The 14,461-nt window shown below is 49.2% G+C and carries 18 protein-coding genes and 1 tRNA gene; 18 read left to right on the top strand and 1 reads right to left on the bottom strand.

All coding sequences use genetic code 11. The features are described from left to right. Positions 1–75 precede the first annotated feature (75 nt). The 5 genes from Q0482_RS03990 to Q0482_RS03970 all read left to right on the top strand — a co-directional run bounded on the left by Q0482_RS03990 (position 76) and on the right by Q0482_RS03970 (position 2,785). The gene (locus tag Q0482_RS03990; protein ID WP_299143670.1) at positions 76–471 is read left to right on the top strand and encodes a hypothetical protein; all 396 of its coding nucleotides are present in this window, start codon (positions 76–78) and stop codon (positions 469–471) included. A gap of 94 nt (positions 472–565) precedes the next feature. Beyond that, on the top strand, positions 566–1,054 hold the full coding sequence (locus tag Q0482_RS03985) for a hypothetical protein (protein WP_299143667.1): 489 nt from the start codon (positions 566–568) through the stop codon (positions 1,052–1,054). Positions 1,055–1,350: 296 nt separating this feature from the next. Continuing rightward, entirely contained in the window at positions 1,351–2,142 is a 792-nt protein-coding gene (locus Q0482_RS03980) for a hypothetical protein (protein ID WP_299143664.1), read from the top strand. Between the two features lie 65 nt (positions 2,143–2,207). Continuing rightward, positions 2,208–2,627, top strand: a complete 420-nt coding sequence (locus Q0482_RS03975; protein WP_299143662.1) for a hypothetical protein — start codon at positions 2,208–2,210, stop codon at positions 2,625–2,627. 11 nt (positions 2,628–2,638) lie between these two features. Beyond that, a complete protein-coding gene (locus Q0482_RS03970; protein WP_299143659.1) occupies positions 2,639–2,785 on the top strand; it encodes a hypothetical protein in 147 nt (48 codons plus the stop codon). 145 nt (positions 2,786–2,930) lie between these two features. Here the strand turns inward: Q0482_RS03970 and Q0482_RS03965 are convergent, their stop codons facing one another. Next, positions 2,931–4,418, bottom strand: coding sequence for a lyase family protein (locus Q0482_RS03965; protein ID WP_299143657.1), 1,488 nt, complete (start codon positions 4,416–4,418; stop codon positions 2,931–2,933). Between the two features lie 620 nt (positions 4,419–5,038). On the opposite strand from Q0482_RS03965, the gene ylxM reads away from it, so the two are divergent. The 13 genes from ylxM to Q0482_RS03900 all read left to right on the top strand — a co-directional run bounded on the left by ylxM (position 5,039) and on the right by Q0482_RS03900 (position 14,408). Beyond that, positions 5,039–5,362 carry a YlxM family DNA-binding protein gene (gene ylxM, locus Q0482_RS03960; protein ID WP_299143654.1) on the top strand — a complete coding sequence of 108 codons (324 nt, stop codon included), beginning with the start codon at positions 5,039–5,041 and terminating at the stop codon, positions 5,360–5,362. A gap of 9 nt (positions 5,363–5,371) precedes the next feature. After that, positions 5,372–6,733, top strand: coding sequence for a signal recognition particle protein (gene ffh / locus Q0482_RS03955; protein WP_296958196.1), 1,362 nt, complete (start codon positions 5,372–5,374; stop codon positions 6,731–6,733). 28 nt (positions 6,734–6,761) lie between these two features. Next, positions 6,762–7,025 carry a 30S ribosomal protein S16 gene (gene rpsP, locus Q0482_RS03950; RefSeq protein ID WP_008859916.1) on the top strand — a complete coding sequence of 88 codons (264 nt, stop codon included), beginning with the start codon at positions 6,762–6,764 and terminating at the stop codon, positions 7,023–7,025. A gap of 12 nt (positions 7,026–7,037) precedes the next feature. Further along, a complete protein-coding gene (locus Q0482_RS03945; RefSeq protein ID WP_291057966.1) occupies positions 7,038–7,265 on the top strand; it encodes a KH domain-containing protein in 228 nt (75 codons plus the stop codon). An 11-nt stretch (positions 7,266–7,276) separates the two neighbouring features. Beyond that, complete coding sequence (locus Q0482_RS03940) at positions 7,277–7,684, top strand: YlqD family protein (protein WP_008859918.1); 408 nt, start codon at positions 7,277–7,279, stop codon at positions 7,682–7,684. 1 nt (position 7,685) lies between these two features. After that, entirely contained in the window at positions 7,686–8,183 is a 498-nt protein-coding gene (gene rimM, locus Q0482_RS03935) for a ribosome maturation factor RimM (RefSeq protein WP_299143650.1), read from the top strand. 63 nt (positions 8,184–8,246) lie between these two features. Continuing rightward, positions 8,247–8,990, top strand: a complete 744-nt coding sequence (trmD, locus tag Q0482_RS03930) for a tRNA (guanosine(37)-N1)-methyltransferase TrmD (RefSeq protein WP_299143648.1) — start codon at positions 8,247–8,249, stop codon at positions 8,988–8,990. 2 nt (positions 8,991–8,992) lie between these two features. Then, the gene (locus Q0482_RS03925; protein ID WP_296958189.1) at positions 8,993–9,574 is read left to right on the top strand and encodes an RNA methyltransferase; all 582 of its coding nucleotides are present in this window, start codon (positions 8,993–8,995) and stop codon (positions 9,572–9,574) included. Between the two features lie 6 nt (positions 9,575–9,580). Then, entirely contained in the window at positions 9,581–10,315 is a 735-nt protein-coding gene (locus Q0482_RS03920) for a YebC/PmpR family DNA-binding transcriptional regulator (RefSeq protein WP_299143646.1), read from the top strand. A 702-nt stretch (positions 10,316–11,017) separates the two neighbouring features. After that, positions 11,018–12,274 carry a serine/threonine transporter SstT gene (sstT, locus tag Q0482_RS03915; protein WP_299143644.1) on the top strand — a complete coding sequence of 419 codons (1,257 nt, stop codon included), beginning with the start codon at positions 11,018–11,020 and terminating at the stop codon, positions 12,272–12,274. Positions 12,275–12,452: 178 nt separating this feature from the next. After that, a complete protein-coding gene (locus Q0482_RS03910; protein ID WP_299143642.1) occupies positions 12,453–13,025 on the top strand; it encodes an NADPH-dependent F420 reductase in 573 nt (190 codons plus the stop codon). Between the two features lie 117 nt (positions 13,026–13,142). Then, entirely contained in the window at positions 13,143–13,565 is a 423-nt protein-coding gene (locus tag Q0482_RS03905) for an Rrf2 family transcriptional regulator (protein WP_299143639.1), read from the top strand. Between the two features lie 759 nt (positions 13,566–14,324). Then, a tRNA-Leu gene (locus Q0482_RS03900) sits at positions 14,325–14,408 on the top strand. Positions 14,409–14,461: the final 53 nt, after the last annotated feature.

Genomic DNA, 14,461 nt, shown 5'->3' with positions numbered 1-14,461 from the left:
ATATCTGTAATTATCTAATATATTCAACAATAAATAGTTATTCAGCATGCACTAAGTATACTTGGATGGAAATTTGTGCTTTCGGGTGATATTGAGAAGAACAAAGCGGATTTTTATAATAATATTCCCGTGGTAAGAATTTTTGATGAGGAAGAGATGCTCTCAAACTGCTTACAACTTACAGTACGGGCACCCAGCCGTATTTATGGAAATGGATATTTTAAGAGTCAAAGGGGAAGGGCGGAAATTCTAGCATATTATTCCACTATTCTAAAAAAACAGGGCTGGATAATGAAGGACGTCCATACTAATCGTGAAGAAGATTCCGGAAAGACTATCTGTACCTATTATATGTTTTTGAATTCTAATGATTATGCTATTGAACTTGGAATTTATGAACCGGGCATGAATGCTGCTGATTTTGATTATTTCATTGTCATGACTAAAAATAAAGGGCTGGTATCTGCTTGAGTTTAGGTTCCTTTGGGGAATATGCTTGTTGAGCGCAAGCTAATATTATGTGCAGCTTATTGATATATCACTATATATATCAGGGAGAAGCAGAATGACTCAGTATAGCACCAAACTAATAGAAAAAACGAAAATCGCATTAGCAGCTATTCTTTTAATGGCTATTTGGGGATGGGGATTGGTAGAATATAACAATTATATGGCTAAACCTGCCAAGGAAGAATTGTATAATCAAATTCCTGATATCAAACTGATAGGCTGTGATACATATTTAAAAGAGCGATTACTGATTTCAACAAGAAATTATAAAAAACCAATGGGTTTTTGTACCTTATATTCTTTAGTAAGTGCTGATGATGTAATGAAATATTATGATGAAAATTTAATTAAAGTGGGTTGGGATAGAGGAATCTCTAAGAAAAATCTTAATTTTAATATATCAAGAGAGGGCTCTGAGCTGTACTATTATCATAGAGGTGATTACACTATAGAAATCACCTATTGGGAGAAAAAGCCAACATTTGAGGATTCGATAAAATATGATATTGTTATTATGAAAAGTAAAAGCTTTATTACATACTAAAAACTAACAAGGTAAATGTTTGAGATGGAATTTTGAAGGCGCTGTTATAGACAGCAAAAGCGATGCGGGAAAGAACACCCTCCGCACTGGTACTTTAAGCTGGGAAGATGTGGAGAACAAGGGCTGATTACAAATCTGGTAGCAACGGTATTTCCTAGGGAAAATATGGAGCATATGATAAGGCAGATGAGTAGTGGAGATATTAAGTCAAGGTTAATCAAAATGAGCAGAAAGGCATAAGGATTAGCGTGTTGATAATATTGCTAATCTTGAGTATAGCCTTAAGCATACATTATATGAATTTCATGAATGAGCCGACAGCCCTTATGTGCTATTCTGATGGAAGGATTCTTCTTCTCTCGGAATCGCATTCCCTGGTTGATATAAAAAAACAGACCATAATTACACAAAGGACACTTTCTGTTAAGCAGGATGGAAATGAAATATATGCTCTTGGGAGTGAAGGCTATGTAATTTATGATTTGGAGACGGGAGAAGAAAAACTGTATGAGAATACAGGAGATATGAAAAGTCCTTATTTCGGAAACATAGAGTTCTCTTATCATAGGCCGACAATTCACAGAATAAAGAGTTTTAACGATTTTAACGAGGCAGAGCAGGATAATTTTGAGGAAATGTTTCATCTAAAAGTCAGAAACTCTCTTTATGCAAAACCCTTTTATAAATCTCCGTTTGAATCAACCATGCTGGATGTGGAACGGGGGATTGAAGTTTGCACCGTACAGAGCCTGAAGAAAGTGGGGAATATTCTTTATATATATGAAGGAAACGGATTTACCGTCATTTCGCTGCCGGATGGGTATATATGGCAATATTATAATAATAACCTGTTAATTGATAACGAAATTCAGTTTGATCATAGTAAGCGAATAAAGAGACTGGAACGTGCTTATGGAGACCATTATGTACTGTTGGATAATCTGTCCGGCTTTGGAAATGATACACTTGATGTGTTGTTTGGTATATGGAAATCGTACCATGTCTTGCGGCATCAGATGGATGAAGACTCTGCCCTTGATGTATGGAAGCAGATAATGTCTCAGCCAGGCATATCTGCGGGCAAGTGATTAAACAGGCGGACGGATGAAATTCGCTATTACACTTTCTTATTATCTGGAAAGGAATGAAACAAGTGGGGAGATTTTTTCGTGGTAATAAAATAGCACTTGCCTTTCTTGTCCTCAGCGCGGCTTTCATTTTTCTGCTTGCAGATAAAACCAGTGATTATCGGGGGAATCAGCGTACTATCCTCCTGTCCTCGGCAATATTTTCAACGGGGATTCAAAGTATAGAAGGCTTGCAATTTAAAGACAGCTCTCTTATGAAAGCAAAATATTATACAGTCAGATACGAATACAGCTCTGCCACACTTAGCAGACAGGAATTAGCAGGTAAAATTGAAAGAAAACTGGTGGATTCAAAAGTAAAAATTTATGTAAGCCATGATTTTAAGGATAATTTCCTCATTCAAGCATATAATGTCAAGTTCTTCTATAATATTCTGGTATTTGATGACAGGGTAATGGTGACAGTAAATAAGAAGGATGATTAAAATGAATCAGCATGGGATTAAAATTAGCTCAACACATCGTAGCTAGAGGATTATATGATGAAAGTTTGGAAAAGAAGTTTCTGAAAATATTTGATATATGTGGCGCTTATTGTAATTGGCTTGCTTTGCTTTTGGCAAATCGGGAAATGGCTGGATGATTTTAATTCTGAAATGAATCATACTCTTGAATTTGATGGTATGTTTTGCAAGTAAAGAATTGGGGACTATTATTGGCCGCAAAGCATCACAAAACGCCCATCTGCATCACGCAGGTGGGCGTTTCTTGTTTTATTTCATGCAGTCTCAAAGGAGTTTATTGAAGTCCTGGTTCAGTTTCTGCTCTGCGGCGGACAGTTTGTTTTCTGTTTCTTCTGTCCAGGCTTTATTGTCGGCCAGGTCGTCTTTGGCCATTTGAATCATTTTGTCCAGTTCTATCGGCTGGGGGCCGCCTTTGACTTTTCTGTTTCTTACAATGGAAGCAGGGTCTTTGGCATGTTCCCATTCTTCTTCTGTCATGGGGAAATCCCGGGGGAGATGGGGGTCACTGGCACAGACTTTGGCATAAATGGCCTTGGCGTCTTCATAGGTGAAGTCCCGGGGAGTGATATCATGGGTCCGGGCGTAGGTAACGATTTCACTGGCGAAGTGATGGCCCATGCGGAAGGGGATGCCGTGGTTTTTCATGAGCTCATCGGCAATTTCCTGGGAACAGGTCCAGTCCAGGTTCAGCTCTTCCAGGGAACGGGCAGGGTCGATGACCAGGTTGTTCAGAATTTTGTCCATGGAGGTGAGGACTTTGGAGGCCTGGGGCATGATGTCCCTGGCGCCGCTCAGGCGGCCGTCAGCCATGCCGGCGGGAATATTATGGGAGCGGAACATGGCTTCCACAGACATGCCGAGAAGGGTGGAGGCGTCGGTGCGGCAGCTGTTCAGGAGTCCCGGATTTCTTTTCTGGGGCATGGCGGAGGATACGTAGGTATTTCCGCCGCCTTCTTTCAGGATGATCCAGGGACGGGGCTGGGCGTACTGCTGCATAATTTCTTCAATGAAGCTGGTGGTGTGGATGGCGATGCAGTTGGTGATGCCGCCGGTTTCAATGGGCGCTTCCTGGGGGAAAATCTGGCCCGCGTCGTAGGTGTTGTAGGCGAGGCCGTCAAATCCCAGGTAGTCCGCCATGCGGTCCCTGTCCAAAGGCCAGCCGGTGCCGTTCAGCACGGTGCTGCCCATGGGGGAGCGGTTGAGGCGTTTGTAGTATTCCCGCACCCGCTGCATGTCCCGGCTGTAGGCATTGGCATAGGCGATGAGGTAGTGGGCCAGGCTGTTTGGCTGGGCGGCTACGCCGTTGGTGTAGTTGGGAATGAGGGTGTCTTTATTTTCCTCTGCCAGCCGGATGAAATCCGCCTGCACCTTGTTCAGCTTTTTCGCCATGGTAAGGAGGTGTTCCCGCTGCTCCATGATGCCAACGGTGGTGAGCATGTCCTGGGAGGAGCGGCCGGCATGGATTTTCGTCACATCCGGGCCGGCGGCCTTGATGAGGTAGGGCTCAAAGGCAACTACATTACGGGGCCTGGGCGCTCCGGGCAGGTTCCCGTCCCGGAGGACCTTGTCGATGCCTTTGGCAAAGGCATGGCCCTCTTCCGGTGTCAGAAGGCCTTCGTCTGTATTGATGACGTCGCTGGCTTTATTAATCTGCCCCAGCCAGTAGAAATTGTCCCTCTGAGGCTGGGCGGCAAACACGGAGCCAGTGGAAATCAGGGCGCAGAGGGTGAGAGCAAGTACAGGTTTCTTCATAGGATGACCTCTTTTCTTTAATTTATATACTTATTATAGTGGATGGGAGGCAGAGGGGGAAGGTATTGAGACAATCAGATGTCTGATAGTCAGACACTGGGAGGCTGTCGGCTTCCGGCTTCGGGCTTCCGGCTTCCGGCCCACTTTTCATTCTTCGCTGCGCTCAGGATGAAGAGTAGGCGGGAAGGGTAAAGACAGTACATCAGGCCCTTTACGAAAGGCCTGCTATCCTCCGCCGCCTGGGGCAGGCATTACGGTGTGCGTTTTATGTGCAGGCTATGCTCACATATTAGCCCGGCTCAGAAGCCCTCTGCAGGGCTTCTGCCTTCCTATGGAAGGAGGCTTTAGCTCTTCGCCATGTAGTCATGGTGACAAAAGCGGAAATCCCGTAACGCTTACTTCATAATTATCGCCCCGAGGGCGATACCACAACCCTCGGGCCGTAGACCCGTCAAACTTAAGAACCCTCCGGCCTTTAGGCCGGTCAATCTTAAGAACCTTTCGCGCCCGAAGGGGAACCCTCTGAACCCGTGGGGCACAGAACGCCTCACCTTTGTAAAGCAAATTTCCTTGACAAGTCTCTTTTCTTCCTGTATAATGATTCTCGTTGTGGTGATACTATGTCTATAGAAAATATCGTTGAAAAGGGGGAGCTCCTGGACCGATACGGGGCGCTCCTGACGCAGCGCCAGAGGGACTGTCTTGATTTGTATTATAATGAGAATCTGACTCTGGCGGAGATTGCGGAACATTTTCATATTTCCCGGCAGGCGGTGCACGATGCCATGCGCCACGGGGAGGAGCAGCTCATGACTTATGAGTCTGTCCTTCATCTTGTTTCCATGAAGGGGGATAAGGAGAAGGCGGCCAGGGAGCTCATGGAATTGATTCCGGATCAGTATCACACGAAGGCTCGTGTACTGATTGACTGTTTATGGGATTGAGGTGACCTTATGCCATTTGAGAGTTTAGGAGACAAGCTGCAGTCTGCGTTTAAGGATCTGCGGGGGAAAGGGAAGCTTTCGGAGAGTGATATCGACGGGGCGCTCCGCGAGGTCAGAAGGGCGCTTCTGGAGGCGGATGTCAATTTCAAGGTGGCTAAGGATTTCATTGCCCATGTCCGTGAGAAGGCTATGGGCGAGGAGGTTTTCGGCAGCCTGAAGCCGGACCAGACGGTGATTAAAATCGTCCGGGATGAGCTGACGGAGCTTCTGGGGGGAACCCAGAGCAAAATCACCCTGTCTTCTACGGGCATGACGGTGATTATGCTGGTAGGTCTCCAGGGGGCCGGCAAAACCACCACTGCCGGCAAGCTGGCGCTTATGTTCAAGAAGAAGGGCCACCGGCCGCTTCTGGCAGCCTGCGACGTGTACCGTCCGGCAGCTATCAAGCAGCTGGAGGTTTTGGGCCAGCAGACGGACGTGCCGGTGTACCGCATGCCGCCGAATGTGGATCCTGTACACATTGCTTCCTACGCTGTGGATACGGCAAAGTCCTATAACCGGGATATCGTTATCCTGGATACGGCAGGGCGACTCACCATTGATGAGAAGCTCATGGCGGAGCTTCGGAATATCAAGGCTGAGGTTCACCCGCAGGAAATCCTGCTGGTGCTGGATTCCATGACCGGCCAGGATGCGGTGACCACGGCGAAGGCATTCGATGAAAACCTTGGCATTGACGGGACCATCTTGACAAAGATGGACGGCGATGCCAGAGGCGGTGCTGCTCTTTCTATCAAGACAGTCACCGGTAAGCCTATCAAGATGATTGGCGTTTCCGAAAAGCTGGACGGCGGGCTGGAGGATTTCCACCCGGACCGCATGGCCGGACGTATCCTGGATCTGGGCGATCTGGAAACTTTGATTGAGACGGCCCAGAGAAATATGGATGCTGAGTCCCTGAAGGATGCGGCAGGAAAGATTCGGAAGGGTGAATTCACTCTGGACGATTTCCTGCGTCAGCTGAAACAGGTGAGGAAGCTTGGTTCTTTCCAGTCTATCCTGGGCATGCTCCCTGGCATGGGCAAGTTCAAGGACCAGCTGAAGGATATCGACCTGGACGGCAAGGAAGTCAAGCATATTGAGGCTATCATCCTTTCCATGACCCCTGCAGAAAGGGCGAATGTGAAAATCCTGAACGGCAGCCGCCGTAAGCGCATCGCCAACGGCGCCGGCGTAAAAATCCAGGATGTGAACCGCATGATGAAGCAGTTTGCTGAAATGCAGAAGACCATGAAGAAGATGAGAGGCAAGAAGATAAATCCATCCAAGTTGGGAAATCTTTCCGGTTTCCCCGGGATGTTCCATAAATAATCGAGACCAATTCAAGGAGGTGAATTTCATGTTAAAAATTCGTTTGACCCGTATGGGTGCTAAGAAGAATCCCTTCTACCGTATCGTAGTTATCGATTCCAGAGAAGCAAGAAACGGCGCTCCTGCTGATACCATCGGCTGGTACGACCCGGCTAAACTGGACGCTCCGGTAAAGATCGATGAAGAAAAGGTTCTTTCCTGGCTTGGAAAAGGCGCACAGCCGACCGACACCGTTCGTTCTATCCTCAGAAAGAATGGCATCCTTGCTAAGTTTGCAGAAGCAAAGAAATAATGGGGGCCGCGTATGAAAGAATTAGTGGAAACACTTGTCAAGGCTCTGGTAAAGAACCCTGATGCCGTCTCCGTTACCGTAGTCCAAAAGGGCAGCCTGGAGATTTATCAGGTCCATGTTGCCCCGGAAGACATGGGCAAGGTCATCGGCAGAAAAGGCCGCATTGCCAATGCAATCCGCACCGTTGTCAAAGCAGGCGCCCTGCGTGAAAACCGCAAGGTGGCTGTGGATATTATTTGAGAGGTGCCTCAATGGAAGAAATGCAGATTCTTGTCCCGGTAGCTGTGAAGTCCAAGCTCACCGAGACATTAAAGACCACTCTGCTCAATGAAATCGGGCAGAATATCAGCCGTGTCGAACATGATATGGCACAGCTGGAATTTGAAGCAAATGGCAAGCTGGCTGAACAGGCCAAAATCAACATTCAGGCCGTCGCTCCTCTCCGCGCCCAGTACGAAGCCCAGAAAGCCCGTATGCAGCAGGTGAAGGATAAGCTGAATGCTGACAAGGAACACCTGGAAAAGCTGGCCATTGGTGCTGAACTGAACCGTCAGCCCATGAACAGGATCGTCACCGTCCATGTAGGCGATGACATGAACGCTTTAACCGGCGGCGAAATCCTGGTGGAAGATGGAAAGATCATCGCTTTCCGCAACTGATATGAAACCCGATGAAATGATAATCGTCGGCCGAATCGTAGCCCCGCATGGTGTGCGGGGTGATTTGCGTATTCTTCCCGATACGGACAGGCCGGAGATTTTTAAAAAACTCAAAACCATCTATATCGGAGGAAAACCTTTCCGCCTCCTGTCCGCCCGTCCCCACAAGAATGTATACATTCTTCATGTGGAAGGGGTGGATGACAGGAATATGGCGGAAACCCTAATTTCCAAAGTGGTGGAAGTTCCCTTCTCGGAACTCCCCAAAAGGGAAAAGGGGTCCTACTACTACTTCCAGCTCATCGGGCTTAACGTAGTAACGGAAGACGGAAAGGCTGTGGGCACTGTGAAAGAAATCATAGAAACCGGAGCCAACAATGTGTACTCCATCAGCACACCGGAAGGAAAGGAAATCCTGATTCCGGCCATACCGTCATGTGTTCTTTCCATAGATATAGAGGCAGGACGTATGACGGTGCGCCTGCCGGAGTGGGAATAGCTTATTTTACGTCTCCCGCTGCCTTCTTCAAAAAGGCGGGAAGACCCCTATGAGGCTTGCATCTTGAAAATCGACATATTATCCCTCTTTCCGGAATTCGTGGAAGCATTCTTTCACCAGAGCATGATTAAACGGGCCCTGGAAGCGGGACTGATAGAAATGGCTGTGACCAATCCCAGAGACTTTACCAAAAGCCGCCACAGACAGGTGGATGATACCATTTACGGCGGCGGTGCAGGCATGCTCATGATGTGCCAGCCCCTTTTTGATGCCTGCCATCACGTGCTCCCTGAAAAAGGCCCAAGGGATCGGGTCATCTTCCTGTCACCGGCAGGAAAGACCTTCAACCAGGACAAGGCCAAGGAACTGCAGCGTGACTATGACCATCTGGTCCTTATCTGCGGCCACTATGAAGGAGTGGACCACCGGGTGGAAGAACACCTGGCGGATGAACTCATCTCCATCGGAGACTACGTCCTCACCGGCGGCGAACTGGGGGCCATGGTCATCAGCGACGCCGTAGCCCGCATGGTGCCGGGGGTCCTGGGAGACGCAGGAAGCGCAGCCAGCGATTCCTTCTATGAACCGATTCTGGAATACCCCCAGTACACCAAGCCCGCCGAATACAACGGCTGGAAAGTGCCGGACGTTCTCCTTTCCGGCCACCATGCAAACATTGCAAGGTGGAGAAGGAAAGAAGCTCTCCGCCGCACCATGATGTACCGCCCGGACCTTCTGGAAGGACAGGAGCTTTCCAAAGAAGACAGGAAGCTCATGGAAGAAATCAGGGAAGAAAAGGAGGAGTGATTATGGCACCTGTATACATAGGTCTCATCCACTATCCTATTTACAACAAACATATGGAAGTCGTTACCACGGCACTGACCAACTACGACCTCCACGACATTGCCAGAACGGCAAAAACCTATGACGTGAAGAAATATTTCATCGTGCATCCTGTGGAAGCACAGCGTGAAATGGCCCTTCGCATCATGAATCACTGGAAAACAGGCGGCGGCGTACACTACAATGCCAATCGCAAAGAAGCCTTTGAAGAAACCGAACTGGTTCCCACACTGGAAGATGCGATTTCATGGATTGAAAAAGAAACCGGAAAAAAACCGGCTATTGTCACCACCGACGCCAGGGTGTATCCTAATACTATCTCCTACGCAGCCATGCGGAGGAAAATCCACGACGAGGATACCCCCATCTTCATTCTCTTCGGTACAGGCTTCGGCATGACCAAAGAAATGATGAAGAAATTTGATTACATTGTGGAACCGATTTACGGCGCCGGCACTTACAACCACCTCTGCGTGAGAAGCGCCGTGGCCATCATCCTCGACCGCCTTCTGGGCGAACCCTGGTGGAATAAAAAGGAGGAATAACTTACTATGTCCGGACATTCCAAGTGGGAAAACATTAAGCGCAAAAAAGGCAAAACCGATGCCATCCGCGCCAGAATTACCACCAAAATTTCCAAGGAAATCACCATTGCAGCCCGCATGGGCGGCGGTGATCCCGTAGGCAACATGCGTCTGAAACTGGCCCTCACCAAGGCTAAACAGAACAACGTGCCAAAGGAAAACATTCAGAGAGCTATCGCTAAAGGCGTAGGCGCTGCCAGCGGTGCAGGCTTCGATGAAGTCACCTACGAAGGCTACGGCCCCGGCGGTGCAGCAGTCATCGTTGAATGCAACACCGACAACAGAAACAGGGCGGCAGCCGACATCCGTCACGCCTTCACCCATCACGGCGGCTCCGTAGGCACTCCGGGATGCGTATCCTGGATGTTCAAGAAAAAAGGCTCCATCATCGTCAGCAAAGAAGCTGCCGACGAAGACACCGTCATGATGGCAGCCCTTGACGCCGGTGCAGAAGACGTGTCCTCCAATGAAGACAGCTACGAAATCACAACCACCCCGGAAGAATTCCTCACCGTATCCGATGCCCTTGAAAAAGAAGGCATCCCGGTAGAAGCATCCGAAGTGGCCATGGTGCCTGACAACTATGTCAAGCTGGAAGGCGACGCAGCCCAGACCATGGCTCACCTCACCGCTGAACTGGAAGACCTGGACGATGTACAGGAAGTGTACACCAACGCAGAACTTCCGGAAGACGAAGAATAAGGAACTAAAAAAACTCCCTCCGGGGAGTTTTTTTAGTGGAAAATTTTTAGAAGGTCAGACAGTCAGACGGTAAATATGAGGCGGAAAGGTGAGCACGTAACGCAGGCTCCTTCCTGAGAAAGGAGGCTCTGGCACTTCGCCATGCACCGCTGGAGACACAAAAGGTAAGCCCGTAACGCTGACTTTATAATCATCGCCCGCAGGGCGGTACCACAACCCTCGGGCCGTAGGCCCGTCAAACTTAAGAACCCTCCGGCCTTTAGGCCGGTCAATCTTAGGAACCTTGCGCCCGAAGGGTGCTCCCTCTGAACCCTATGAACCCGGGCCGCAAAGCGGCCCATATAAACTTGCGGCGGAGCCGCCACCACAACCCTCAGCGTCCAAAGGACGCTGTCAAACCTAAGAACCCTCGCCCGCAAAGCGGGCGTCAAACTTTAGAACCTTCCGCGCCCTTTGGGCGCAGAACCCTCTTTCTCTTTGAACCCTTGGCGTCCAATTTCACCTCATGCATACCCATGCCAAAAAAGCATTTAAAGATAAACTGATTGCAAGAGATACAGGAGCGTTGTATACTGTAATTGTTCATGGAAAGCATTCCTGTCCAGGAGGAGTCTTTCCCTCTTTTTGTGCGGCAGAGGAAATCTGCCCTTTCTGTCTGTAGGAGGACAGAATTTGTATTTTGGGGTGTGCAGGAGGTTTATTTTGCTTACAACAATTAAAAAATGGGTTACCGGCGTGGCGCTGATTAAGCAAATCGCCATCGGGCTTGTCATCGGCATCGTGATTGCCCTGTTTTTCCAGCCGGTGATTCCGGTGGTGAAGATTTTTGGTGACTTATTCGTCAAGGCATTGAAAGGGGTGGCACCGGTTCTGGTGTTCTTCCTTGTCATGAATGCCATGGCGCAGAAGAAAGAAAGCAAGGAAAACAGTATTCAGCCGATTATCGAGCTGTACATGATTGCCACCTTCTGCGCATCCATCGTGGGCGTAGGCATGTCCTTCCTCTTCCCTACCACATTGAATCTGACGGTGGCACCGGATGCGAAACTGGCTCCGCCAAGCGGCATTGTGGAGGTACTCCATACGCTTATCCTGAGCATTGTGGATAATCCGGTCTCCGCCCTTATGCATGCCAACTACATCGGCATCCTGGCCTGGGCGGTGATTCTGGGGATTGCCCTTCGGTCTGTGGCAGGAGATGTGACAAGAACCTGCCTCAATGATATTGCCGCTGCCATTACGAAAATGGTGGGCTGGGTCATCCATTTCGCTCCCCTCGGCATTATGGGCCTGGTGGCCGATTCTGTTGGAACCGCCGGTCTGGGCGCTCTTCTGGGCTATGCCCAGCTTCTGGGAGTGCTCATCGTTTCCTATGGCCTGGTAGCTTTCATCATGAATCCTTTCATCGTTTATCTGAAAACTCATAAAAATCCATATCCTCTGGTATGGGCTACGGTGAAGGACAGCGGCGTCTATGCTTTCTTTACCAGAAGTTCCGCTGCCAATATTCCGGTGAACCTGGCCCTCTGCAAAAGGCTGGGACTGAATCCTGACATCTACACCATTTCCATTCCTCTGGGAGCCACCATCAATATGGCCGGCGCTTCCATTACCATTTCCGTACTGGCTCTGGCAGCTGCCCACACCCTGGGCCTTGCCATCGATCTGCCCACAGCCTTCCTGCTCTGCATTGTTTCCTCCATCGGCGCCTGCGGCACTTCCGGTGTAGCCGGGGGATCACTCCTCCTTATTCCGGTGGCCTGCGCTTCCTTCGGTATTGGAAATGATATTTCCATGCAGGTAGTGGCGGTAGGATTCATTATTTCCGTACTGGAAGATGCCTGTGAAACAGCACTGAACAGCTCCAGCGATGTCCTCTTCACCGCCACCGCGGAATTTGCACAGCGGCGGAAACGGGGCATCCTGAAGGCGGAAGACATGGTTCCCAAAGAAAAATAATAATTTTTTGGAACGGTATCCTTCGGGATGCCGTTTTTGCTTGGAGAAAAGAAACATGAAGAAATTTCGATATAGTTATTGACAGATGTCAGAGTGCATGATATATTAACTGTAACAATGAACATTACAGATACATCGTCTGAGACTGGAACGATGATTTTTACAGAAAGAAGGAAATATGATGGAAATTACAATTTTTGGCAAAGGCAATATGGGAAAGGCTATCGGTGGCAATTTTGAAAAAGCAGGACATAAGGTCACCTACGGAGGCCGCGATTTCAAGGGATCCTTAGGGGATGTGGTGGTGCTGGCAGTACCCTATGGCGCTGTAGACAGCATCCTTGCCGCCCATAAGGACGAACTGGCAGGAAAGGTACTGGTAGATATTACGAACCCCGTCAACTTTGATACCTTCGACGGCCTGGTAGTTCCGGCCGATTCCTCCGCTGCCGCTGAAATCCAGAAAAAGGTGCCGGAGGCTCCGGTGGTCAAAGCCTTCAATACCACATTCGCCGGCGTTCTGGCAGCAGGAAAAGTGGGAGGTAAAGAACCGGCGGTAGTGCTGGCGGCATCGGACTCTGAGGAAGCTAAGAAGACACTGGCAGAAGCGCTGGAAGGCAGCGGCCTTTCCGTTCTGGATGCAGGCTCCCTGAAACGGGCTCGTGAAATGGAAGCCATTGGATTCCTGCAGATTTCCCTGGCAGCAGGAGAAAAAATTTCCTGGACCGGCGGCTTCGCAGTGATTCATTAATCAGTGCTTCCTTAATACAAAAGGGAAAAAGGGGCGGGCTTTTCATAAGCCTGCCTTACTTTTATTTCCCTAATCTGCTATGATAAGAATAAATCATGATTGAATCGAGGAGGAACCATGCAGATTTCAAGTCAATTTACTATTGCCATCCATATGCTTGCCTACATCGCCCTGTACCAGGATAAAGAAAAGGTTACCAGCGACGTGCTTTCCGGCAGCATTGAAGTGAACCCCGTCATCATCCGTCGTCTCCTGTCCCGCCTGAAGGGAGCCGGCATGATTACCGTCCACCGCGGTACCGGCGGCACCTTCATGGCCAAAAAGCCGGAAGAAATCACCCTTCTTGACGTGTACCTCACAGCCGAGAACCTGAAAAAAGAGGGCCTCTTCCGCTTCCATGAACACCCTAATCCCAAATGCCCCGTAGGAAGGGACATCCACCACGCCCTGGACGGCCGCCTCCACGAAGCCCAGAAGGCTTTGGAAGATAAACTGGATACCTTCACCCTGGCAGACGTCATCGGGGATATTCATGTGTGAGGGGAGTGGGCTGGTGAGCTGGTGAGCTGGTGTGCTGGTGGTACATTGCAGAGCAGCCATAGTGCCCCTTTTAGGGGGAAAGGTGGTGCCGCAGGAACCAAAGGGGGGAGGGCCGCTATCCGCTGTCGGCTTCCCGCCGACGGGTATTTACTACCGATTATCTTATATGCTTCGAGTACCGAGATTCTTCGCCTGCGGCTTAGAATGACGGGTCCGGCGGGAAAGGATGCACGTAACGTAAGGCTCCTTCCACAGGAAGGAGCTGCCCGATAGGGCTGAGGATAGGTCTGAAAAATCAGGCACGTATTTGACGCCTCTATCCTTCGTTGCCTAACGGCGCCCCCTTCCCAAGGAAGGGGGCTATAAACTGCGGCGACAGCCGCCAGCACAACCCTCAGCGGCAGAGCCGCTGTCAAGCTTAAGAACCTTCCGGTCACAGGCCGGTCAATCTTGAGAACCTTTGCGCCCTCCGGGGCGCTGAATCCGGCCGCGGAGAACCCACGGCCTTTATTATGACAAAAAATTTATACCTCTTTATAGAAAATCACTATCATAGATTTTTGATAAATCATCTCAAAAAAGGTGTAAAATAAAGGTGCAGGAAATCCTGCCTGATCTTGTCAAAAACAGTTCCCCCAGCAAGAAAGATCTATTTTTTCATCCTCCTCCAAATCCGGGAACTGTTTTTCTTTTCCCTTTTGCGGGCGATGAAATTTCTTGACCCGGTGGGGTTTCTCTTATATAATAAAATCTGTCCATGCGAGCGTGGCGGAACTGGTAGACGCACAGGATTTAGGATCCTGCGCTTTTTGCATAAGGGTTCGAGTCCCTTCGCTCGCACCAAAAAAGGGGCTGTGAAAAAATGTAAATCATTTTTTCACAGCCCATATTTTATA

Source organism: uncultured Dialister sp. (genome assembly GCF_937959425.1).
In the GTDB taxonomy this organism is placed as follows: domain Bacteria; phylum Bacillota; class Negativicutes; order Veillonellales; family Dialisteraceae; genus Dialister.
Note: the sequence above shows the minus strand (reverse complement) of the source record. Positions and strands in the feature narration are given on the sequence as shown.

Coding starts and splice junctions, on each gene's coding strand:
- Q0482_RS03985 (WP_299143667.1), top strand. CDS start 566: ATGACTCAGTATAGCACCAAACTAATAGAAAAAACGAAAATCGCATTA.
- Q0482_RS03980 (WP_299143664.1), top strand. CDS start 1,351: ATGAATTTCATGAATGAGCCGACAGCCCTTATGTGCTATTCTGATGGA.
- Q0482_RS03970 (WP_299143659.1), top strand. CDS start 2,639: ATGGGATTAAAATTAGCTCAACACATCGTAGCTAGAGGATTATATGAT.
- Q0482_RS03965 (WP_299143657.1), bottom strand. CDS start 4,418: ATGAAGAAACCTGTACTTGCTCTCACCCTCTGCGCCCTGATTTCCACT.
- ylxM (WP_299143654.1), top strand. CDS start 5,039: ATGTCTATAGAAAATATCGTTGAAAAGGGGGAGCTCCTGGACCGATAC.
- ffh (WP_296958196.1), top strand. CDS start 5,372: ATGCCATTTGAGAGTTTAGGAGACAAGCTGCAGTCTGCGTTTAAGGAT.
- rpsP (WP_008859916.1), top strand. CDS start 6,762: ATGTTAAAAATTCGTTTGACCCGTATGGGTGCTAAGAAGAATCCCTTC.
- Q0482_RS03945 (WP_291057966.1), top strand. CDS start 7,038: ATGAAAGAATTAGTGGAAACACTTGTCAAGGCTCTGGTAAAGAACCCT.
- Q0482_RS03940 (WP_008859918.1), top strand. CDS start 7,277: ATGGAAGAAATGCAGATTCTTGTCCCGGTAGCTGTGAAGTCCAAGCTC.
- rimM (WP_299143650.1), top strand. CDS start 7,686: ATGAAACCCGATGAAATGATAATCGTCGGCCGAATCGTAGCCCCGCAT.
- Q0482_RS03925 (WP_296958189.1), top strand. CDS start 8,993: ATGGCACCTGTATACATAGGTCTCATCCACTATCCTATTTACAACAAA.
- Q0482_RS03920 (WP_299143646.1), top strand. CDS start 9,581: ATGTCCGGACATTCCAAGTGGGAAAACATTAAGCGCAAAAAAGGCAAA.
- Q0482_RS03910 (WP_299143642.1), top strand. CDS start 12,453: ATGATGGAAATTACAATTTTTGGCAAAGGCAATATGGGAAAGGCTATC.
- Q0482_RS03905 (WP_299143639.1), top strand. CDS start 13,143: ATGCAGATTTCAAGTCAATTTACTATTGCCATCCATATGCTTGCCTAC.